Source organism: Ruegeria sp. ABD4_443 (assembly GCF_056160865.1).
In genome coordinates this window covers 86,113-105,968 of the sequence record NZ_JBSWYA010000005.1, presented here as the reverse complement: position 1 = coordinate 105,968, position 19,856 = coordinate 86,113, and the positions used below count along the sequence as shown (strand labels likewise).

22 protein-coding genes and 1 riboswitch are annotated in these 19,856 nt (G+C 61.0%); of the genes, 10 read left to right on the top strand and 12 right to left on the bottom strand.

Features of this window, described 5'->3' with window-relative positions; genetic code table 11:
• The first annotated feature begins 203 nt into the window (after window positions 1-203).
• Entirely contained in the window at window positions 204-683 is a 480-nt protein-coding gene (locus ACXAG8_RS11545) for a YHS domain-containing (seleno)protein (RefSeq protein WP_475224483.1), read from the top strand.
• A 31-nt stretch (window positions 684-714) separates the two neighbouring features.
• On the opposite strand, the gene cmk is transcribed toward ACXAG8_RS11545, so the two are convergent.
• Window positions 715-1,332, bottom strand: coding sequence for a (d)CMP kinase (gene cmk, locus ACXAG8_RS11540; RefSeq protein ID WP_475224479.1), 618 nt, complete (start codon window positions 1,330-1,332; stop codon window positions 715-717).
• Window positions 1,329-2,675, bottom strand: a complete 1,347-nt coding sequence (gene aroA / locus ACXAG8_RS11535; RefSeq protein ID WP_475224476.1) for a 3-phosphoshikimate 1-carboxyvinyltransferase — start codon at window positions 2,673-2,675, stop codon at window positions 1,329-1,331. Before aroA ends, cmk begins: the two co-directional genes overlap by 4 nt.
• Before the next feature lie 197 nt (window positions 2,676-2,872).
• On the opposite strand from aroA, the gene ACXAG8_RS11530 reads away from it, so the two are divergent.
• Window positions 2,873-3,685 carry a hypothetical protein gene (locus tag ACXAG8_RS11530; RefSeq protein ID WP_475224471.1) on the top strand — a complete coding sequence of 271 codons (813 nt, stop codon included), beginning with the start codon at window positions 2,873-2,875 and terminating at the stop codon, window positions 3,683-3,685.
• Window positions 3,686-3,688: 3 nt separating this feature from the next.
• On the opposite strand, the gene trmB is transcribed toward ACXAG8_RS11530, so the two are convergent.
• The 8 genes from trmB to miaB form a co-directional block, all read right to left on the bottom strand.
• On the bottom strand, window positions 3,689-4,396 hold the full coding sequence (trmB, locus tag ACXAG8_RS11525) for a tRNA (guanine(46)-N(7))-methyltransferase TrmB (protein ID WP_475224467.1): 708 nt from the start codon (window positions 4,394-4,396) through the stop codon (window positions 3,689-3,691).
• A 111-nt stretch (window positions 4,397-4,507) separates the two neighbouring features.
• Window positions 4,508-5,689 (bottom strand): methionine adenosyltransferase, encoded by a 1,182-nt coding sequence (gene metK, locus ACXAG8_RS11520; RefSeq protein ID WP_475224462.1) that lies wholly within the window; start codon window positions 5,687-5,689, stop codon window positions 4,508-4,510.
• A 5-nt stretch (window positions 5,690-5,694) separates the two neighbouring features.
• Window positions 5,695-5,743, bottom strand: a riboswitch (SAM-SAH riboswitch).
• Window positions 5,744-5,785: 42 nt separating this feature from the next.
• Window positions 5,786-7,282 carry an apolipoprotein N-acyltransferase gene (gene lnt / locus ACXAG8_RS11515; protein WP_475224458.1) on the bottom strand — a complete coding sequence of 499 codons (1,497 nt, stop codon included), beginning with the start codon at window positions 7,280-7,282 and terminating at the stop codon, window positions 5,786-5,788.
• Between the two features lie 5 nt (window positions 7,283-7,287).
• Window positions 7,288-8,175 (bottom strand): hemolysin family protein, encoded by an 888-nt coding sequence (locus ACXAG8_RS11510; protein ID WP_475224453.1) that lies wholly within the window; start codon window positions 8,173-8,175, stop codon window positions 7,288-7,290.
• 35 nt (window positions 8,176-8,210) lie between these two features.
• Entirely contained in the window at window positions 8,211-8,705 is a 495-nt protein-coding gene (ybeY, locus tag ACXAG8_RS11505; RefSeq protein WP_475224450.1) for an rRNA maturation RNase YbeY, read from the bottom strand.
• Between the two features lie 39 nt (window positions 8,706-8,744).
• The gene (locus ACXAG8_RS11500) at window positions 8,745-9,767 is read right to left on the bottom strand and encodes a PhoH family protein (RefSeq protein WP_475224448.1); all 1,023 of its coding nucleotides are present in this window, start codon (window positions 9,765-9,767) and stop codon (window positions 8,745-8,747) included.
• Between the two features lie 164 nt (window positions 9,768-9,931).
• On the bottom strand, window positions 9,932-10,693 hold the full coding sequence (locus ACXAG8_RS11495) for an outer membrane protein (protein ID WP_475224446.1): 762 nt from the start codon (window positions 10,691-10,693) through the stop codon (window positions 9,932-9,934).
• Between the two features lie 181 nt (window positions 10,694-10,874).
• Complete coding sequence (miaB, locus tag ACXAG8_RS11490; RefSeq protein WP_475224444.1) at window positions 10,875-12,194, bottom strand: tRNA (N6-isopentenyl adenosine(37)-C2)-methylthiotransferase MiaB; 1,320 nt, start codon at window positions 12,192-12,194, stop codon at window positions 10,875-10,877.
• A 120-nt stretch (window positions 12,195-12,314) separates the two neighbouring features.
• Between miaB and ACXAG8_RS11485 the strand changes: the two genes are divergently transcribed.
• Window positions 12,315-13,178, top strand: a complete 864-nt coding sequence (locus ACXAG8_RS11485; protein ID WP_475224442.1) for a glycosyltransferase family 2 protein — start codon at window positions 12,315-12,317, stop codon at window positions 13,176-13,178.
• A gap of 93 nt (window positions 13,179-13,271) precedes the next feature.
• On the opposite strand, the gene irrA is transcribed toward ACXAG8_RS11485, so the two are convergent.
• Window positions 13,272-13,691, bottom strand: a complete 420-nt coding sequence (gene irrA, locus ACXAG8_RS11480; protein WP_475224440.1) for an iron response transcriptional regulator IrrA — start codon at window positions 13,689-13,691, stop codon at window positions 13,272-13,274.
• A 188-nt stretch (window positions 13,692-13,879) separates the two neighbouring features.
• Here irrA and fabA point away from each other — a divergent pair, with 188 nt between their 5' ends.
• Genes fabA through ACXAG8_RS11460 form a run of 4 tightly spaced genes read left to right on the top strand, consistent with a single transcriptional unit; the run spans window position 13,880 to window position 16,700 of the window.
• A complete protein-coding gene (gene fabA, locus ACXAG8_RS11475; RefSeq protein WP_475224438.1) occupies window positions 13,880-14,389 on the top strand; it encodes a bifunctional 3-hydroxydecanoyl-ACP dehydratase/trans-2-decenoyl-ACP isomerase in 510 nt (169 codons plus the stop codon).
• 30 nt (window positions 14,390-14,419) lie between these two features.
• Window positions 14,420-15,649: a beta-ketoacyl-ACP synthase I gene (gene fabB, locus ACXAG8_RS11470; protein WP_475224435.1), complete on the top strand. Its 1,230-nt coding sequence runs from the start codon at window positions 14,420-14,422 to the stop codon at window positions 15,647-15,649.
• A 5-nt stretch (window positions 15,650-15,654) separates the two neighbouring features.
• Entirely contained in the window at window positions 15,655-16,446 is a 792-nt protein-coding gene (locus tag ACXAG8_RS11465; protein WP_475224433.1) for an enoyl-ACP reductase FabI, read from the top strand.
• Window positions 16,447-16,505: 59 nt separating this feature from the next.
• Complete coding sequence (locus ACXAG8_RS11460) at window positions 16,506-16,700, top strand: hypothetical protein (RefSeq protein WP_475224429.1); 195 nt, start codon at window positions 16,506-16,508, stop codon at window positions 16,698-16,700.
• A gap of 10 nt (window positions 16,701-16,710) precedes the next feature.
• Here the strand turns inward: ACXAG8_RS11460 and ACXAG8_RS11455 are convergent, their stop codons facing one another.
• Window positions 16,711-17,139, bottom strand: coding sequence for an FKBP-type peptidyl-prolyl cis-trans isomerase (locus ACXAG8_RS11455; RefSeq protein WP_475224426.1), 429 nt, complete (start codon window positions 17,137-17,139; stop codon window positions 16,711-16,713).
• A gap of 127 nt (window positions 17,140-17,266) precedes the next feature.
• On the opposite strand from ACXAG8_RS11455, the gene ACXAG8_RS11450 reads away from it, so the two are divergent.
• The 3 genes from ACXAG8_RS11450 (at window position 17,267) to pcaD (ending at window position 19,850) form a co-directional block, all read left to right on the top strand.
• Window positions 17,267-17,953, top strand: coding sequence for a haloacid dehalogenase type II (locus tag ACXAG8_RS11450; protein ID WP_475224424.1), 687 nt, complete (start codon window positions 17,267-17,269; stop codon window positions 17,951-17,953).
• A gap of 63 nt (window positions 17,954-18,016) precedes the next feature.
• Window positions 18,017-18,991: a threonine ammonia-lyase gene (locus ACXAG8_RS11445; protein ID WP_475224422.1), complete on the top strand. Its 975-nt coding sequence runs from the start codon at window positions 18,017-18,019 to the stop codon at window positions 18,989-18,991.
• Window positions 18,992-19,061: 70 nt separating this feature from the next.
• Window positions 19,062-19,850, top strand: coding sequence for a 3-oxoadipate enol-lactonase (pcaD, locus tag ACXAG8_RS11440; RefSeq protein ID WP_475224417.1), 789 nt, complete (start codon window positions 19,062-19,064; stop codon window positions 19,848-19,850).
• Window positions 19,851-19,856 lie beyond the last annotated feature (6 nt).

Sequence of the window (19,856 nt, the reverse complement as noted above, 5' to 3'; positions counted from 1 at the left end):
CAAGGTCATGTTCACCATAAAAAGCCCGCTTGCACCTGGCCAAACAAAGCTTGGTGAACACAGCCCCCCAAACGCCCCATCCTTTGAACGATCTGCAAAGCGTTGCGGCGTTGCTGCGATAACGCGTTCAGAACCGCGCAACTAGGTTTGTTTCAGCGGCCGAATGGAGGGTCGCATCGCAACAAATTTCGAAAGGAAACACGATGAAATCCCTGGTTCTGACCACCGTGATGGCCGCCCTGCCCCTGATCGCGGCCCCGGCCTTTGCGGCTGATGAAATCAATGTCTCAAACGGCATCTCGGCTGCGGGCGCACCGTTGGCCGCGCACGGCGTCGATCTGGTCGCGCTGGTCACGCATGGCAATCCGGTCGAGGGCTTTGCCACCCATTCCGCCACCCATGACGGCGCGTCCTACTATTTCACCACTGCCGAAAATCGCAAAGCGTTCGAAGCAAACCCCGCGGCCTATCTGCCGCAGCATGGCGGGTTCTGTTCCTTCGGCGTGTCGGTCGGCAAGAAATTCGATGGCGACCCCGATCAATATCTGGTCGCGGACGGCAAGCTGTACCTGTTCCTGAATGCAGAAACGCGGGCCGCGTTCCTCAAGGATGTGCCTGGGACGGCGAAAACCGCTGATGGCCAATGGTCGCAGATCAAGAATACAGCCGTGGGGCAACTGTAACCCCGCCATCCCGCGACAGGAACCCGCGGCGTTACAGCGTCGCGGGTTTTGCCTGTTCGATTTGCCCGATCGCGCGCGACAGCGCGTCCTGGATGCTCAGGTCCGATGTATCCAGCAAAACCGCGTCATCCGCGGGTTTCATCGGGGCGGTACTGCGTTCGGAATCGCGCGCGTCACGCTCGCGCACATCCGCCAGGACCTGTTCGCGCGTCACATCCGCCCCCTTGGCGCTGAGTTCCAGAAACCGACGCTCGGCCCGAACCTCGGCGCTGGCGGTGACGAACAGCTTTACCTCGGCCTCGGGGCAGATGACGGTGCCAATATCGCGCCCGTCCAGCACCGCCCCGCCAGCACGCCGTGCAAAGGCGCGCTGAAAATCGACCAAGGCAGCGCGTACATCGGGGATGACGGCAACCTTTGAGGCGGCTTGCGCAATTTCAGCGGTGCGCAGATCGCCCTGCTCCAGCTCTTCGGCCGTAAGCGTTCGGGCTGCCGCGACAGGTTCGTCACCTTGCAAGGTACGGCGTCCCACCGCCCGGTAGAGAAGCCCCGTATCCAGATGCGCAAACCCGAAATGCGCCGCAACGCCTTTCGAGATCGTCCCCTTGCCCGCCGCCGCAGGGCCATCGATGGCGACGGTAAAGCTCATGACCGTTCGACCTTGGCGCCCAGCGCAGCCATCAGCGGCTCGAAAATCGGGAAAGAGGTCGCGATAGGGCCGCCATCATCGACCGAAACCGGTGTCTTGGCGCCCATGCCCATCACCATAAAGGACATCGCGATGCGATGGTCCAGGAAGCTTTCGCAGGTGCCGCCACCGGGGACGTTGCCGATGCCCAGCCCCTCGACCGACCACCAATCGTCGCCTTCGTTGACGGTCACGCCATTGGCGCGCAACCCGCGGGCCATTGCGTCGATCCGGTCGCTTTCCTTGACGCGCAGTTCTTTCACGCCGCCCATCATCGTTGTGCCGGCCGCGTTGGCGGCCACCACGGACAGAACCGGGTATTCGTCGATCATCGACGCCGCACGCTCCGGCGGCACCTCGATCCCTTTCATGTCGGGCGAGTATTTCGCGCGCAGATCGGCCACCGGCTCGCCGCCTTCTTCGCGCTCGTTTTCATAGGTCAGGTCCGCGCCCATCTCGCGCAGCGTGGTAAACAGGCCCGCGCGGGTCGGGTTCAGGCCGATACCGGGCACCAGAACGTCCGATCCGGGCGTAATCAGGGCCGCGCAGACCGGGAAAGCCGCGCTGGAAGGGTCGCGCGGAACGGCGATCACCTGCGGTTTCAGCTCGGGGCGGCCCGTCAGCGTGATGACGCGCCCCTCATCAGTGTCCTCAACCGTGATTTCAGCACCAAACCCCGCCAGCATCCGTTCGGAATGGTCGCGCGTGGCTTCTTTTTCGATCACCACCGTCTTGCCCGGCGCATTCAGCCCGGCCAGCAATACGGCGGATTTCACCTGCGCCGAAGGAACCGGCACCTCATAGCGCACCGGCACCGGGTCGGCCGCACCCACGATGGTCATCGGCAAACGCCCACCCGAACGGCCGACCGATTGGGTGCCAAACAGGGCCAGCGGATCGGTGACACGCGCCATGGGGCGTTTGTTCAGGCTGGCATCACCCGTGAATGTCGCAGTCACCGGCGAGGTCGCCATCGCACCCATGATCAACCGCACGCCGGTGCCGGAATTTCCGCAGTCAATCACCTGGTCCGGTTCCGCGAAACCACCAACGCCCACACCATGCACGGTCCATTCACCGCCCCCGTGGTCGGTAACCTCGGCCCCAAAGGCGCGCATGGCCTTAGCGGTATCCAGAACGTCTTCGCCCTCAAGCAGGCCCGAGATCTTGGTCTCGCCCACGGCCATCGCGCCCAGGATCAGCGACCGGTGCGAGATCGATTTGTCGCCGGGCACCTCTGCCGTGCCGGTCAGCGGGGCGCAAGGATGCGAGGTCATGGGGATGGGCGTGCCGTGTCCGGACATGGGGGCTCCTGTATTCGCTTTTGGTGCCCAAGCCGATTAGCGAATTGGCGGCGCTTGGTCCAGCGGCAATGCCGCACCGGGCCGGGCCATCGCGTTTCCGTCATCGGTCGCGGCCTGTATGCGCGGCAGTCCAATTATGCTAGGTTTCCGATAATTCTGCTTGTTTGTCGTCGCTTATGCAAAACCGGGAAACACCAATGTCACAGATTTCATCGATGCTCAGCCGTGGGACTGCAAAATATTTTCAACCCGATGACCCCGGCAAAACCGACGACGTCATCCAAAAACGGCTGGCCTTTCTTGTCGGGCTGGTCGCCTTTGGCCTGCCCGTGATCCTGGCCAGTGGCGCGGTGTTTGGCGGCAGTTGCTTTCGCGACAGCATCAGCCATTTTTACTATGCCCAATTTCTGGGAACGGTCTTTGTCGGCCTTCTCATTTTCATCGGCGGGTTCCTGATTGCCTATACCGGCGACCATTGGCTTGAGGATGTGGGCTCGTTCATCGCGGGAATTGGGGCCTGTTTCGTCGCGATCTTTCCCACCAGCGGGTCCGGCTGCGAGGCGCCCGACAGCTTTCTGTCCCGGGTCTTTGCGACCATCGACCAAACGATCCCCCCAAGTGTCGCCAACCCCGCGCAGGACGATCTGTTCATACTGTTCGGCGATGCCGAACACCTTCACACCTATGCCGCTGCGTTGCTTTTTGCCTATCTGGGCCTGTACTGCCTTATCGTGCTGCGCCGGGTGGTTCCCGAACGCCATGAGCGCGGCGGGGAAATGATACCGACCAAGCAAATGCGCAACACGCTTTACGCGGTGTGCGGATTGACGATCCTGGTTTGCGTCTTCCTTTTGGGGGCCGTCAGCCTGCTTGGAAGCGAGGATTTTCTGCGCGCCTGGAACAGCGCCAACCTGACATTCGCCTTTGAAACGGTTGCACTATGGGCCTTTGCCGTGGCCTGGTTCGCCAAGGGGCGAAAGATTGCGCGGCTGAATGACCCGCAACCCTGATCCTCAGGTAGCACGGAACGTTAGGTAATGGGGCGTGCGCCCTTCTCGCAGGGCCTTTTGTTCGTAACGGGTTGAAATCCAGTCTTCCCACGGCTGACGCCAGTCCGATGGCCCTTCGGCCAGCCACTCGAACCCCGCGCGCGGCACCTCTTCGAGGGTCTGGCGCACATAGTCCGGGATATCGGTGGCGACGCGGAATATGGCGCCGGGCTTCAAGACCCGCGCCAGGGGGCGCAGATGCTCGGGCGTCACGAACCGGCGGCGGTGGTGACGCGTCTTGGGCCAGGGATCGGGGTATAACAGAAACGCCCGCGAGATACTGTCATCCGGCAGCACGTCAAACAAATCGCGCACATCGCCGGGATGCACCGCCAGGTTTTCGACACCTGCCCGGCGTATCTTGCCCAACAACATGGCCACCCCATTGATATAGGGTTCCGCGCCGATGATCCCGGTATCGGGATTGCGCTCGGCCTGATGCACCAGATGCTCGCCACCGCCAAAACCGATCTCAAGCCAGACCGGCCGGCCGTCGAATAGCTTGCCCAGATCAAGCGCGGTGCGATCGGGGTTGCTGTCCCAATCGACCGGACCGGGCGACAAGGCTTCGAGGTCCTCGGACAAATAGGTCTTTTGGCTGGCTTTCAGGGATTTGCCCTTGAAGCGGCCATAGAAGTTCCTGCGGGGGCGTTGTTGGGTGTCCTTGGTCATCTGACGGGCCATACTTTGCCATAGAAATCGTTGCAAGGGGGGGGGGGCGGGTCGCGCCCCACATCCCCCAAGGTGCTTTGACAAAAGCAGCGGCAAAGTGCAGGCCCGCCCCTAGACGGCCCCTTTCAGAGCCTGCACCAGATCGGTGCGTTCCCAGCTGAAACCGCCATCGGCCTCGGGGTCGCGCCCAAAATGCCCATAGGCCGCGGTTCTTTGGTATATCGGCTTGTTCAGTTGCAGATGCTCGCGAATGCCGCGCGGGGTCAGGTCCATCACCTCGCCAACCGCCTTTTCGATCGCGGCATCGGCGACCTGACCGGTTCCGTGCGTATCGGCATAGATGGACAATGGTCTGGACACGCCAATCGCATAGCTCAGCTGGATCGTGCACCGCTCGGCCATACCGGCGGCGACGACGTTCTTGGCCAGGTAACGGGCGGCATAGGCGGCCGACCTGTCGACCTTGGTCGGGTCCTTGCCGGAAAACGCTCCGCCGCCATGCGGTGCCGCACCGCCATAGGTGTCGACGATGATCTTACGACCGGTCAGGCCAGCGTCGCCATCCGGGCCGCCGATCACGAACTTGCCGGTCGGGTTGACGTGCCACTCGGTTTCGGATGTCAGCCAGCCCTCGGGCAGGGTTTCGCGGATGTACGGCTCGACAATCGTGCGGATGTCATCAGAGCTGAGCGATTCATCAAGGTGCTGCGTCGACAAAACGATCGAGCTGATCCCGACCGGCACGCCATCGCGATATGTGACCGACAGCTGCGATTTGGCATCCGGCCCAAGCGCCGGTTCGGTCTTGTTCTTGCGCACCTCGGCCAGGCGGCGCAGGATGGCGTGGGAATACTGGATCGGCGCGGGCATGAGCGCCGGTGTTTCCGTGGTGGCGTAGCCGAACATGATGCCCTGGTCGCCTGCCCCTTCGTCCTTGTCGCCCGATGCATCCACACCTTGTGCGATATGCGCGGATTGTTCGTGCAGCAGGTTGGTAATTTCAACCGTTTGGTGGTGAAACTTGTCCTGCTCATATCCGATGTCACGAATACAGTCGCGCGCGATCTCGTCGATACGGCCCATGTAGTCATGCAGCTTGTCCTGATCGGACAGACCCACCTCGCCTCCGATCACGACACGATCTGTCGTGGCAAAGGTTTCACACGCGACGCGCGCTTCGGGTTCTTCGTTCAGAAATGCATCCAGCACGGCATCCGAAATCCGGTCACAAACCTTATCCGGGTGCCCTTCGGAAACGGATTCCGAAGTAAAAGTATAATTCCGTCGGGACATGAAAGTGCTCCATTGCGTTATCCCTGCCACGCCAGGAAGCCGTTGTGACAGGCGTCAGTCGGGATACGCGCACAACAAGAGAGGGTCAATCGCTAATTAAACATTACTGCGCCGTGCGTTGCGCGGAAAAAGCACGAAAACCGCCAACAAAAGAACCAGAACCGGAACATCGCCCATGCGGGAATAGACAGTGGCGGGATGCGGCAGGAAAAGCGGCGCATCCACATATCCCGCCGTCCCAAGCGGCAGCGCCTTTGACACCCGGCCCAGCGGGTCGATCATCGCCGAAACCCCGGTATTTGCGGATCGCATCATTGGCAGGCCCTGTTCAATGGCCCGCATCCGCGCCTGCGCAAGATGCTGATAGGGACCCGAGCGTGTCCCGAACCATGCATCATTGGTGATCTGCAAAAGGAAATCCGGCCTTTCAGGCGTGGCCAGAACGTCTTGGGTGAAAACGGCCTCGTAGCAGATAAGCGGCAGGGCTTTGCCAAGCGTGCCGACCTGCAGAACCTGCGCGCCCGGCCCCGCACTGAAACCATTGCCCGTGGTCGCCGCCAGCCCATGAATTCCGAACTGGGCCATCACCTCGCCAAAGGGGACGTATTCGCCGAACGGTGCCAGGTGATGCTTGTCATACACCCCCGCCTGCCGCCCTTGGTCATCCAGAACCACAAGCGAATTGTAGATGCGCGGCCCATCGCCGCGCTGAATACCAAATACGACAGGTATCCCCCGGGCCGCGTCAGCCATCGCCGCGACAAAGGGCTGCGCGCTGCCCAGCCAGGCCGGGACCGAGGTTTCCGGCCATACGATCAGATCCGGGCGCGGCTCTGCCAGGGTAAATTCAAGCTGGCGGGCGAAAAAGACCGGTGCGAATTCCGGGTCCCATTTTTGGTGTTGCGGTGCATTGGGCTGCACCAGCCGTACGATCTTGTCCGATGCAACAACCGGCGGACGGGACAAACCATAGCCTGTGGCCAGCGCCAGGAAACCAGCGGCCAGCCCCGCCGGAACGGCCAGGTCACGCCAGCGCGCCCGGCCGCCCAGAACCGTGCCCAGTGGCAATGTGACCAGCAGGGTCAGTGCCGCCAAGGCATAAGGCCCCGCCAACGACAAAAGCTGGGACACCGGGGTTTCGGTCCAGATCTGCGCCAGCCCCGCCCAGGGAAACCCTGTCAGGACATATCCGCGCGCAAATTCAACCAGCGCCACCGCAACGGCCAACAGCCCCCCCTGGGCCAGCGGTGTCAAACGCGTGTCCCGTGACACCCAGAAAGCAGGCACCCAGAACAGGGCAAGCCCGCCGGCCATGAAAAACAGCGCAAAGGGCGCCATCCACGCATGGCGCGCGGCGTCAACCTGAAAAGGCTCGGTAATCCAGGCCAGCGCATGCGCAAAATACCCGGCGGCAAAGGCCCAGCCGATCCAGCCAGCCCGGCGCCGCGTTTCCGCAGTCTGAAACAGGACGCCGACAAGCACCAGAGACACAAGCGTCGCGGGCCAGATGTCGAAAGGCGCCAAGCCAAACGCTCCAAACGCGCCCAAAAGCGCGGCCAGTGCCACTTTTGGAAAGAAAGGCCAGCGGCCCATGGGCATCATGCAGCGATGTCGGGCAGCAGCACCCGCAACCGCTTGATACGGCGGGGGTCTGCGTCGATGACCTCGAACTCGGGGCCTTCGGGGTGCAATACGACCTCACCCCGGGCCGGGACACGGCCCGACAACATGAAAACCAGCCCGCCCAGCGTATCAATGCCTTCTTCGTCCACATCCTCGTGACTGGTCAGCGAACGCCCGATCTCGGCTTCGAACTCTTCAAGCGGGGCGCGGGCCTGCACCACGTAGCACCCCGGCTTTTCCTGCAGCCACAGCTGGTCTTCATCGGCATCGTGTTCATCGGCAATTTCACCGACAACCTGTTCGATCAGATCCTCGATCGTTACCAACCCGTCGACACCGCCATATTCGTCAATGACAAGCGCCATGTGCCGCCGTTCGGTCTGCATCTTGGTCAAAAGCACGCCGATCGACATCGAGGGCGGAACGAACAGCAAGGTGCGCAGCATAGACTGCAGGTCAAAATCTGCCGAACCGCCGTTGAACCCATGTGTCAGGGCCAGGTCCTTAAGGTGAACAAACCCCAGCGGCGTGTCCAATGTCCCCTCATAGACAGGGATACGCGACAAACCGCTTTCGCGGAAAACCTGCGCCAGTTCGTCCTTGGTGATGGTGGATGGGACCGAAATGATCTCGGCCGTCGGGATCGCGACGTCTTCGACACGCATGCGGTGCAGGTTCACCATGCCCCCGCGTTGATCACCGGCATCTCCTTGCCCGTTGACCCTGTTCAACTCGTCCGTGGGATGCGACGCGAATGCGTCAAATATCCGCGACAGAAATCCTGCTTTCTCGTCGTTTTCAATTTCGCCGTTCTGTGATTGCGCGCTATGCGCCGCCCTAGAACTGCCGTCAGTATCGCCCATTTTCCTGTTCCAATAAATCGGGCCAAGTTGCCCTGTCACTCAATATATGGGTCATCAATACCCATTTTGCCAAGTATCTCGACCTCGGTCCGTTCCATCAAAGTGGCGTCCGGGTCACTGATGTGATCATAGCCCAACAAATGCAACGTTCCGTGAACGACCAGATGTGCGACGTGATCGTCCAGCGATTTGTGTGATTCGCGGGCCTCACGGGCGCATGTATCATAGGAAATCGCGATGTCACCCAGGCTGATTTCGCCGGTGAAGTCGGGGCCGGGGCGTTCGGGCATCGCTCCGGGCGTGTCGGCAGACAGGTCCTGGGCGGGCCAGCTGAGCACATTGGTCGGCGTTGGCTTGCCGCGGAACTCTGCATTCAGGACACAGATTCTGTCGTCGCCACAGGCCAGGATGCTGATTTCGCAGGCCTCGGGATCAAGGTCGAAATGCCCCAGGGCCACGGTCACCGCACGGTGAAACAGGGCCTCGTGCCCGTGCCAGCGTGTATCTTCAATGTTCGCTTCCAGGTTCATCGCGCCAATTCCCAGGTTTGGCGACCCGTTTCCGAAATCTTACCCGGTCTGGTTGCCTGTATCCGCCTCATACGCTTCGATGATGGCGGCCACAAGCGGGTGCCGGACCACGTCCTTGGAGGTGAAGTAGTTGAAGCTGATATTGGGGATGGTCTTCAGCAACCGTTCCGCATCGGCCAGCCCCGACGCAACGCCGCGCGGCAGATCAACCTGAGAGCGGTCCCCGGTGATGACCATCCGGCTGCCCTCGCCCAGCCGCGTCAGGAACATCTTCATCTGCATTGTCGTGGCGTTCTGCGCCTCGTCCAGAACGACAAAGGCATTGGCAAGCGTCCGGCCCCGCATAAAGGCCAGCGGAGCAATTTCGATCCGCTTTTCTTCGATCAGTTTCGCCAGTTGTTTGCCGGGCAGAAAGTCGTTCAGCGCGTCGTAAAGCGGCTGCATATACGGGTCGACCTTGTCCTTCATATCGCCCGGCAAATAGCCCAGTTTTTCACCCGCTTCGACGGCGGGGCGGCTCAGGATGATGCGGTCGACATGCCCGCCAATGAACATCGACACACCAACAGCCACGGCAAGATAGGTCTTGCCGGTCCCTGCGGGGCCGATGCCAAAGGCCAGTTCGTTGTTGAACAGCGACTGGACATAGGCTTTTTGGGCGTCGGTGCGCGGCTCGACCAATTTCTTGCGGGTCTTGATTTCGACTGTGCCGCCCTTGAACATCTCAAGCTGGTCGCCGTCCCGCGTGCCGGTCCCGACCTCGGAATTGCCCATCCGCAATTCGCGATCCACATCGGCGGATTCAACGTCGCGCCCGCCCTCAAGCCGCGTGTAAAGCGCCTGCAGAACTTCAATCGCCTGTTTCTGGGCGTCGTCATCGCCCATGACAACCAACTGGTTGCCGCGGCGCACGATCTGGACGGACAGTTTCTGTTCGATCTCGGTCAGGTTGCGGTCATATTCGCCGCATAGATCAATCAACAATCGGTTGTCGGGAAATTCAACAAGCGCCTCGTGTTGGGGCGTGTCACTCTGCGGTGGGTTCAGGGCACCGATGGCCAATCCGTTCTCCTGTCTTGGCGTGTACACCCCAAGCGTAGACAACAAGTCTTGGTGGGCGCAAGCGACAGTTTGAAAAATTCCGCCACAATGACAAAACCGCCAAAGAACCCGGCACTGTTTCGTATCGAACGCACGGGTCTTTTGGCCAGTTGCGGCGGTTCAGGTCAGAATCTGTAATTCAGGCCAACCCGCAGACCACGGTAGCTGGGTGTGGATTTGGTCGAAAAGGACGTGCCCAGATCGACATCCTTGGAATCGAACTGCACATATTCGAACTCGCCCGTAATCGACCAGTGTTCGTTGAATTGATGTTCGGCCCCGATACTGGCCGACAGGCCGTCGCGCCGATCATTATCCTCAAAGGTCTGGGTGCTGCCCCCGCTGGTGATACTGGTCGAGGTGGTGACCTTGCCCCGGACATATCCCAGCGACACAAAATACAGCACGCTGCCACGTCGATTGGTCAGGCCATTGCGAAACCGCAAGGACAGCGTATCCGAAATTTCGGACCCGGCCTGAACGTTGGATGTGCCGATCCGTGTGGAAACCGTGTCGTCGATCGAACCGAAATCATACCCGATTTCAAAGCCATAGACGTAATCGCGCCCGCCGCTAGCGGGCAAAACACCGCGCCAACCGCCACGAAGCCCGCCATAGAAACCCGATGGGTCAAGCTCGCCGATTTCCAACGTGCCGCCGGTGGTCCGCAGCCCGAACCGGTCATCGCCGCCCCGCCCGTACCCGGCCGAGAACCCAAGGTAGAACGCGCTGACGTCATCAGCGAATTCCTCTGGGCCCACAAGCTGCGGGTCGGTAACGGCACCGGTCAGGCTGCCAGCAGTACCCGGTGTGGCGAGGGCCGCCAGAATCACGCCGATGCCCGCCAACCTTGCCTGCCGTACCAGGCGGATTGTCCAATTAGTCACTCGTACCCTCCTTCGCAGCGAACCGATGCCAGATCGACGCATATCTGCCCTGCCACGGACACGGAAATGGGGCCGTGGAAAAACCTAGCCAACCTCGGAACATAGTTCCAAGTCATAAATCAAGGGTAAATTTTGGGATCAAACACCAAACATGGTGCTAAATCGCGCCAAAGCGATCAGTTCAGAGCAATTCGCCCGCCAAAGAGTTCGCGCCCGAGGCCTTGATCCGGACGTCGCGCAAGTCACCTGTGGCGATATCCGCCCCCGCGACATGCACGGCGTGAAGATACTCGGACTTGCCGACCATCTGCCCCGGCTGGCGGCCGGGCTTTTCGAACAGAACCCGGACGGTGCGGCCGACCATCGAATCCTGAATCTCGCGCTGATGACGCGTGATCAGCGCCTGCAGGCGCCGCAACCGGTCATCGGCGGCGTCCGGGTCCACCTGGGGCCGTTCAGCGGCGGGCGTGCCCGGGCGTGTGGAATACTTGAACGAATAGGCATAGCCGTATTTGACCTCTTGCACGAGGTCCAGCGTCGCCTGAAAATCCTCTTCGGTCTCTTCGGGGAACCCGACGATGAAATCCCCCGACATCAGGATGTCAGGCCGCGCCGCGCGGATACGTTCGACCAGCCGTAAATAGCTTTCGGCCGTGTGGCTGCGGTTCATGCGTTTCAAAATCCTGTCCGACCCGGACTGAACCGGCAAATGCAAATAGGGCATCAGCTTTTCGCAGGTGCCGTGCGCCTCGATCAGGTCGTCCGCCATGTCGTTGGGATGCGAGGTGGTAAAGCGAATCCTTTCCAGCCCATCGACCTTGTTCAGTTCCCAGATCAGCCCCGCCAGCGTCATGTCGCCAGTCGGACCGGCCCCGTGATACGCATTCACGTTCTGCCCCAGCAGGGTGATCTCGCGCACACCGCGTTCAACCAGATCGCGCGCCTCGGTCAGAATGCGATCTGCCGGGCGGCTGACTTCGGCACCGCGGGTATAGGGCACGACGCAGAACGCACAGAACTTGTCGCAGCCTTCCTGCACCGTCAGAAATGCCGCCGGGGCCCGTTTCGCCTTGGGGCGCGCCTTGAGCTTTTCGAACTTGTCCTCTTCGGGGAAATCCGTGTCCAAGGCCTTTTCCCCGGTGCGGGCCTTGGCCTCCATTTCGGGCAACCGATGATAGCTTTGCGGCCCGACAACCAGGTCGACCATGGGCTGTCGACGCATGATTTCCTGGCCTTCGGCCTGGGCGACACATCCGGCCACGCCGATCTTGAGGTCCGGGTTGTTCGCTTTCAAACCCTTGAACCGCCCGAGTTCCGAATACACCTTTTCCGCCGCCTTTTCCCGGATATGGCAGGTATTGAGCAAGATCATGTCGGCGTCGTCAGGGGTCTTGGTTTCGACATAGCCCTGCCCGCCCAGTGCCTCGACCATGCGTTCACTGTCGTAAACGTTCATCTGACAGCCATAGGTTTTGATATACAGCTTCTTGGGTTCGGACATGGGACAAGCCTTTGCGTTCGCCGGGTCGGCGTCGTCTATACCTAACGAACGCCGCTTGCAATGCTGGCGCAATTACCCGAATTTGGCCCGGATTTCCAGTTATCCGGACCCAAAGACCCGATGAAGTACGACACGCTCGACCAATTCCTGAAAACCGGCCAGGCCGCACTGGCCAAGGGGCCGGTTGCCCTTATCTTTGCCGAGGATGACGTCGAACTGGCAAGTACGCTGCGCCACCACCTGAACCTTGGGTTCTCTGCCACGGTCGTGTTCATGCCTGCCGAATTTGCCCTGGATGACGACCTGGCCGGTCGCGTCCATCGCGTCACGTTCCGGTCAGCGCCCCGCACCACAGTGTTCGAAGCCATCAACCGCGTGATCCAGGCGGCGCCGGGCGTCTGGATGTATTACTGTTACAACGCCGAATACCTGTTCTTTCCGTTTTGCGAGACCCGCACGGTCAGTGAAATGCTTGCCTTTCACACCGAGGAACGGCGAAACGCCATGCTGTGTCATGTCGTCGACCTGTATGCTAGCGACCTTGCCGCCCATCCCAATGGTGTCGACGCCGAGGGCGCGATGCTGGATCGGGTGGGCTATTACGCCCATACCCGCCATGACAGCGACGGGCAGCCGATGGACCGGCAGTTGGACATGTCCGGCGGGCTGCGCTGGCGGTTCGAGGACCACATTCAATACGAGCGCCGCAGAATCGACCGTATCGCACTGTTCAAGTCCGCCAAGGACGTGGCCCTGATGCCCGACCACACGTTCAATGCGCCCGAATACAACACCTATTCCTGCCCGTGGCACAACAACCTGACCGCCGCCATCTGCTCCTTCCGCGCGGCGAAAGCGTTGAAAAGCAACGCCGGATCAACGTTTGACATTGCCAGTTTCCAGTGGCGCAACTCGACACATTTCGAATGGCATTCGCGCCAGCTGCTTGATCTGGGGCTGATCGAATCAGGGCAGTGGTTCTAGGCGGCCCTACCGGCGAAACACCACCGGGAACCAGTCTTTGCGCGAACGCCAAATCGAAGGACTTGCACACGGCTGATCCATCAGCCTGCGATGTCAGCCCTTCTTGCGCAGACGGATCACCACATCGACCGAGGCGATCTCGACCCCTTCGGGCGCTTGCGGCAAACGTTCGATCACCAACTGGTCCGAAGGCGCATCGCTCAGCCGGGCCTCGTCCTCCCAGAAGAAATGGGGGTGATCGTGGGTGTTGGTGTCAAAATAGCTTTTTGACCCGTCAACGGTGATTTCCTGCAACACGCCAGCCTCGCAGAAAGCGCGCAGGGTGTTGTAAACGGTGGCCAGCGAAACCGCATCCCCGTTTGCCTTGGCCGATTCAAAAAGGCTTTCGGCTGTTACGTGGCGATGACGCCCATCGCCGACGAGCAATTCGGCCAGGGCAACCCGCTGGCGCGTGGGCCGCAACCCGGCATCAACCAGCCAGTGCGTCGCTATGTTTCGGCTCTGAGGTGTCATGAATCCGATACCTGTTTTTGCTGCCTTTATATATAGGTGCCCTCTGCCTGCAATTTCAAATGAAATTCATTCGCAATCACCGGCAAGAGTTACACCCGGATATGGCCACTGCTCTTGCAGGACCTTGCAAACGGGTGCTAGACGAGACCAGATATAAAGAACGGACCCCTGGCAGGAGAGGCGGCAGAATGGCCCAATTCCCGAGCAGCTTTGACAAGGACGATCTGCTGAAATGCGCCCGTGGCGAATTATTCGGCCCGGGCAACGCACAGTTGCCGGCCCCGCCGATGCTGATGATGGACCGGATCACCGACATCTCGGCCGATGGTGGCGCGCATGGCAAAGGCCATGTTCTGGCCGAATTCGACATTACTCCGGACCTGTGGTTCTTTGATTGCCACTTTCCCGGCAACCCGATCATGCCAGGCTGCCTGGGGCTGGATGGCCTTTGGCAACTGACCGGCTTTAACCTGGGCTGGCGCGGCTGGCAGGGCCGCGGAATGGCCGTGGGCGTGGGTGAGGTCAAGCTGACCGGCATGGTCCGCCCCGACCGCAAGGTGCTGACCTATAAGATCGACTTCAAAAAAGCGATTCAGACCCGCCGCCTGACCATGGGTGTGGCGGATGGTATCGTCGAGGCTGACGGCGAAATGATTTACGATGTCAAAGACATGAGAGTCGTTCTGTCTGATGCCTGAGCCTGACCGGCCCAAACAAGGAGCACGCACATGCGTCGAGTAGTCGTCACCGGTTTGGGGGTTGTCTCCTCGATCGGGAACAATGCCGATGAGGTTCTGGCCTCGCTCAAATCCGGGAAATCCGGGATCGAGGCCAGCGAACAGATGGCTGAACACGGTTTCCGCAGCCAGATCGCCGGGTCGCTCAAGATCGACGTTGCCGAACATGTCGACAAACGCACGCTGCGGTTCATGGGCCCCGGCGCGGCCTATGCCCATATCGCCATGAACCAGGCAATCGCAGATGCCGGTCTGACCGAAGACCAGGTAGTCAATCCGCGCACGGGCCTGGTGGCCGGTTCGGGTGGACCGTCGACCAGCGCCATGCTGACGGCGCACCAGACGGTTCTGAAAAACGGTGCCACCAAGCGGATCGGGCCTTTTGCCGTACCCAAATGCATGTGTTCGACGATCTCGGCCAATCTTGCGACGGCGTTCAAGATCAAGGGCATCAACTATTCCATCACCTCGGCCTGTTCGACCTCGCTGCACTGTATCGGCAACGCGGCCGAACAGATCATGATGGGCAAACAGGACGTCATGTTTGCGGGCGGCGGCGAGGAACTGGACTGGACCCTGTCCTGCCTGTTTGACGCGATGGGCGCGATGTCGTCGAAATACAACGACACGCCCGACAAAGCCTCGCGCGCGTTTGACGAAAACCGCGACGGTTTCGTGATTTCCGGCGGCGGCGGCATCGTCGTGCTGGAGGATCTGGACCATGCGCTGGCGCGCGGCGCCAAGATCTATGCCGAAGTTACCGGTTATGCGGCAACCTCGGATGGCCATGACATGGTGGCCCCGTCCGGCGAGGGCGGCGAACGCGCAATGCGTCTGGCGCTGGGCACCCTGCCCGAGGGCCGCAAGGTCGATTACATCAATGCGCACGGCACCTCGACCCCGGTCGGAGATGTGGGCGAGGTCGAAGCCGTGCGCCGCATTTTCGGCGAAGGCAACGTGCCGCCGATTTCGTCGACCAAGTCGATGACCGGCCACGCTCAGGGCGCCGCGGGCGCGCTGGAGGCGATCTTCTGCCTGCTGATGCTGGACAATGATTTCATCACGCCGTCGATCAATGTGGATACGCTGGCCGAAGGCATCAGGCCCGGTGAAATTGCGACCGAAGTAGTTGAAAATGCAGGACTGGACAGTGTCATGACCAACAGCTTCGGCTTTGGCGGCACGAACGGGTCCATGATTCTGTCGAAGTATAACGGGTGAATGTGATGTCGGAACTTCTAAAGGGTAAACGCGGCCTGATCATGGGCGTGGCCAATGACCGCTCGATCGCGTGGGGCATTGCCAAGGCCATGCACGAGGCAGGCGCGGAACTGGCGTTCACATATCAGGGCGAGGCATTTGGCAAACGGCTGGAGCCTTTGGCGCAAAGCCTTGGCAGCGATTTCATGGTCGATGCCGACGTCACCGATGACGCGTCGCTGGACCGCGCTTTTGACGAACTGGGCGCGCGGTGGCCGACCATCGACTTTGTGGTTCACGCCATTGCCTATTCGGACAAGTCGGAACTGACCGGGCGTTTCCTGAACACGACGCGGGCCAATTTCAAGCATTCGATGGATGTGTCGGCCTATTCGTTCATCGAGGTTGCCCGCCGCGCCTATCCGCTGATGAAAGACAATGGCGGGTCGCTTCTGACGCTGACCTACCAGGGCTCGAACCGCGTGGTCCCGAACTATAACGTCATGGGCGTGGCCAAGGCGGCGCTGGAATCGGCGACACGTTACCTGGCCAACGACCTGGGCCCCGAGGGCATCCGGGTCAACGCAATCTCGCCCGGTCCGATGAAGACCCTGGCAGGGGCCGCGATCGGTGGCGCCCGAAAGACCTACAAGTTCTGCGACCAGAACGCGCCCATGCGTTCGAACGCCACGCTTGAGGCCGTCGGCGGCACTGCCGTGTACCTCACATCCGAGGCGGGCGCCTGTACGTCGGGCGAAATCATCCGCGTTGATGGCGGGTTCCACGTGCTTGGAATGCCACAACCCGATTTCATGTGACCATATCTTTCCCTGCCGACGCCAAGATTTAACCATCTTTCGACGGCAGGGATGGACCCATGAAAAAGCTTGAACAGATCATCGCAAACAATAGCCGCGCATCCAACTCGGGTCGTCGGGTCGGTATGCGCGGAGGCCGCGCCCGCATCATGCTGCTGACGCTGACCACCCTGCTGGTTCTGTTCGTCTTTTACACCCAACCGCCGGTTCAGGCGGCGATTGGGGCCCTTTTGGATAAACTGCCACGCCCCTGAGGCGTGACGCTCAGTTGATCGAAACAACCTCGATGTCAAAAATCAGGTCCTGCCCGGCCAGCGGGTGATTGGCGTCCAGCGTCACGGTCGCCTCGTTCGCATCGATGACTGTAACCGGCAGCGCCTGCCCGTCCGGCGTCTGCATCTGCAACTGGGTACCGGGGTCCAGCGGGATATCGTCGGGGATACCCTCACGCGGGATTTCCTGGCGCATCGACGGGTTGATCGGACCATATGCCTCGGTACAGGGCACCTCGACGCGCTTTTTCTCGCCGACTTCCAGACCCGGCATCGCCGCATCCAGACCCGGAATGATCTGACCGGAGCCGACCGCGAATTCCAGCGGCTCGCGCCCTTCGGAACTGTCGAAAACGTTGCCGTCCAGCAAGGTCCCTGTGTAATGGATGCGAACAGTGTCGCCTTGTTTGATCGCTGTCATGGTGGCCCCCGGCCTGAAAGAAACTGAACGCGCAACCCTAGTGGTTAACACGGTATTGTAAACCCTGGGGTCTTTCACGTTCTGCACGCTTGTGCCACCCTGCGCCCAAACCGAAAGAGAGAGACCGATGGCTATCACGACCTGTGTATTCGACGCTTACGGGACTTTGTTCGACGTTGCAGCAGCAGCGCGCCAGGCCGCCGAGGAACCGGGGTTCGAACGCCTGCGCGACACGTGGCCCGAACTGGCCAGCCATTGGCGCCTGAAACAGCTGCAATATACCTGGTTGCGCGCCGTGGCCGATGCCCATGGCGATTTCTGGGACGTAACCCAGGATGGCTTGGACTGGGCGCTTGAGGCGACCGGGTTGCAGGGCGACGACCGCCTGCGGCAACGCCTGCTGGACCTGTATTGGGAATTGGAGGCCTATGCCGAGGTTCCGCAAATGCTGAGCGCGCTGAAACAGGCCGGGCTGCAAACCGCGATCCTTTCCAACGGGTCCCCCCCAATGCTAAGCGGCGCGGTCAAATCGGCCGGCATTCAGGACCTGCTGGACGATGTTCTGTCGGTCGAAAGCGTCGGGGTCTTCAAGCCGGACGCGCGTGTCTATGCCCTGGTCGAAGGCCGGTTCGGCTGCGCCCGCGACGAGGTGCTGTTTGTCAGCTCGAACGGGTGGGATGCCGCCGGGGCCAGCGGGTACGGGTTTGTGACCGCCTGGGTCAACCGGGCGGGCGAGCCGATGGACCGCCTGCCATGGACACCGGCGCATGTTTTGACCGACCTCACGACAATTCCACAATTGGCGGGAATTTGACCGCCCGTTCCACCGCCTGCGGCCGGAATGGGGGCGTGACATGTTTCAAGAACAGGAAATTTCATGAGTTCAATTGAATTGATCGAAGCTGCGGCCCAACGGCTGAGCGGACATGTGCGACAGACCCCGATCCTCACCTCGCCATTCCTGGACGAGATTGCCGGGCGTCGGGTTCTGGTCAAACCCGAATGCCTGCAACACACGGGCAGCTTCAAGTTTCGCGGCGCGTGGTCCGCAATCTCTGCGCTAGACGAGCACACGCGCGGGCGGGGCGTTATCGCCTATTCCTCGGGCAATCACGCGCAGGGCGTGGCGCTTGCCGCATCCCGGCACGGGATCGGCGCGGTCATCGTGATGCCGTCGGACGCCCCGCAACTCAAGATCGCCAATACGCGGGCGCTTGGGGCCGAAGTCGTGCTTTACGACCGCCAAAACGAAAGCCGCGAAGCAATTGGCGAGGCAATAGCGCAGGAACGGGGGCTGACGCTGATTCGGCCTTATGACGAACCTCAGGTAATCGCAGGCCAGGGCACCACGGGTCTGGAGATTGCAGAGCAGGCCCGCGCGTTCGATGTGACCGAGGCCGACGTCCTGGTGTGCTGCGGTGGTGGCGGGCTGACATCCGGCATCGCGCTTGCACTGGAAAGCCGCGCACCCAGCCTGCGCGCGCGCCCCTGCGAGCCCGAAGGGTTTGACGACGTCAGACGCTCGTTGGAAACGGGCCAGATACAGAACAACAATGCGTCATCGGGCAATATCTGCGACGCGATCCTGACGCCGCAACCGGGGCAAATCACCTTTCCTGTCATCAAACGCCTGTGCGGACCGGGGCTTGCGGTAACCGAACAAGAGGCATTGCGCGCCATGGCGCTTGCCTTTGTACGCCTCAAGATCGTTCTGGAACCCGGCGGGGCCGTGTCACTGGCGGCGGCGCTGTTCAGACCCGATGAAATCGAAGGGGATGCCGTGATCGTCGTGGCATCGGGCGGCAATGCAGACCCGGAAATATTTGGCCGGGCGTTGGAATTCCTTACCTGACAAAGCGCGGCAACCGGTGCAATCTGCCCCGCACGGCCCCCTGACAAAAAATCGAAGAAAGCAAGACAGGATGCAAATTGCTGATCTCAAAGACGTGCGATTGCACTACCGGATCGACGGAGACCCGGACGGGCCGCCGGTTGTCTTTGCCAACGCGCTGGGAACGGACATGCGCCTGTGGGACCAGGTTGTGCCGCAGCTTTCCGACAGGCTGCGGATCATCCGGTTTGACAAACGCGGCCATGGCCTGTCATCGCAACCCCCTGCCCCGTATTCGATGGGGGCGCTGGTTCGCGACGCCGAGGGGTTGCTGGATTTCCTTGGGGTCAGGAACTGCGTGTTCGTGGGCCTGTCCATAGGCGGCATGATTGCCCAAGGTCTGGCCGTCAAACGGCTGGATCTGATCCGGGGGCTTGTCCTGTCCAACACGGCCGCAAAGATCGCCACCCCCGCGACATGGCAGACCCGAATGGACGCGGTGAAATCCGCAGGCATCGAGGCCATCGCGGACGCGACAATGGAGCGGTGGTTTACCAAAGCGTTTCGCGCAACCCCGCAGGCGGCCCTGTGGCGCAACATGATGCTGCGTCAGCCGGTCGACGGATACCTTGGATGTTGCGCCGCGATTTCGGGCACGGATTTCTATACCCCGACCAGCGGCCTGCGCCTGCCAACCCTTGGGATCGCAGGCAGCGACGACGGCTCGACCCCGCCCGATCTGGTCCGCGAGACCGTCGACCTGATACCCGGTTCCCGCTTTGAGCTGATGCGCAAGGCAGGTCACCTGCCTTGTGTGGAACGCCCTGAGGCCTATGCCGCGATTCTGGACCGTTTCCTGCACGACATTGGACATATCTGAAGGAGA

Excerpts from the sequence above, each read along its gene's own strand:
- ACXAG8_RS11485 (WP_475224442.1), top strand. The coding sequence starts at position 12,315 with ATGAAGTACGACACGCTCGACCAATTCCTGAAAACCGGCCAGGCCGCA.
- metK (WP_475224462.1), bottom strand. The coding sequence starts at position 5,689 with ATGTCCCGACGGAATTATACTTTTACTTCGGAATCCGTTTCCGAAGGG.
- ACXAG8_RS11460 (WP_475224429.1), top strand. The coding sequence starts at position 16,506 with ATGAAAAAGCTTGAACAGATCATCGCAAACAATAGCCGCGCATCCAAC.
- ACXAG8_RS11450 (WP_475224424.1), top strand. The coding sequence starts at position 17,267 with ATGGCTATCACGACCTGTGTATTCGACGCTTACGGGACTTTGTTCGAC.
- ACXAG8_RS11530 (WP_475224471.1), top strand. The coding sequence starts at position 2,873 with ATGTCACAGATTTCATCGATGCTCAGCCGTGGGACTGCAAAATATTTT.
- trmB (WP_475224467.1), bottom strand. The coding sequence starts at position 4,396 with ATGACCAAGGACACCCAACAACGCCCCCGCAGGAACTTCTATGGCCGC.
- miaB (WP_475224444.1), bottom strand. The coding sequence starts at position 12,194 with ATGTCCGAACCCAAGAAGCTGTATATCAAAACCTATGGCTGTCAGATG.
- fabA (WP_475224438.1), top strand. The coding sequence starts at position 13,880 with ATGGCCCAATTCCCGAGCAGCTTTGACAAGGACGATCTGCTGAAATGC.
- fabB (WP_475224435.1), top strand. The coding sequence starts at position 14,420 with ATGCGTCGAGTAGTCGTCACCGGTTTGGGGGTTGTCTCCTCGATCGGG.
- irrA (WP_475224440.1), bottom strand. The coding sequence starts at position 13,691 with ATGACACCTCAGAGCCGAAACATAGCGACGCACTGGCTGGTTGATGCC.
- pcaD (WP_475224417.1), top strand. The coding sequence starts at position 19,062 with ATGCAAATTGCTGATCTCAAAGACGTGCGATTGCACTACCGGATCGAC.
- ACXAG8_RS11510 (WP_475224453.1), bottom strand. The coding sequence starts at position 8,175 with ATGGGCGATACTGACGGCAGTTCTAGGGCGGCGCATAGCGCGCAATCA.
- aroA (WP_475224476.1), bottom strand. The coding sequence starts at position 2,675 with ATGTCCGGACACGGCACGCCCATCCCCATGACCTCGCATCCTTGCGCC.
- ACXAG8_RS11445 (WP_475224422.1), top strand. The coding sequence starts at position 18,017 with ATGAGTTCAATTGAATTGATCGAAGCTGCGGCCCAACGGCTGAGCGGA.
- lnt (WP_475224458.1), bottom strand. The coding sequence starts at position 7,282 with ATGGGCCGCTGGCCTTTCTTTCCAAAAGTGGCACTGGCCGCGCTTTTG.
- ACXAG8_RS11455 (WP_475224426.1), bottom strand. The coding sequence starts at position 17,139 with ATGACAGCGATCAAACAAGGCGACACTGTTCGCATCCATTACACAGGG.
- ybeY (WP_475224450.1), bottom strand. The coding sequence starts at position 8,705 with ATGAACCTGGAAGCGAACATTGAAGATACACGCTGGCACGGGCACGAG.
- ACXAG8_RS11465 (WP_475224433.1), top strand. The coding sequence starts at position 15,655 with ATGTCGGAACTTCTAAAGGGTAAACGCGGCCTGATCATGGGCGTGGCC.
- cmk (WP_475224479.1), bottom strand. The coding sequence starts at position 1,332 with ATGAGCTTTACCGTCGCCATCGATGGCCCTGCGGCGGCGGGCAAGGGG.
- ACXAG8_RS11545 (WP_475224483.1), top strand. The coding sequence starts at position 204 with ATGAAATCCCTGGTTCTGACCACCGTGATGGCCGCCCTGCCCCTGATC.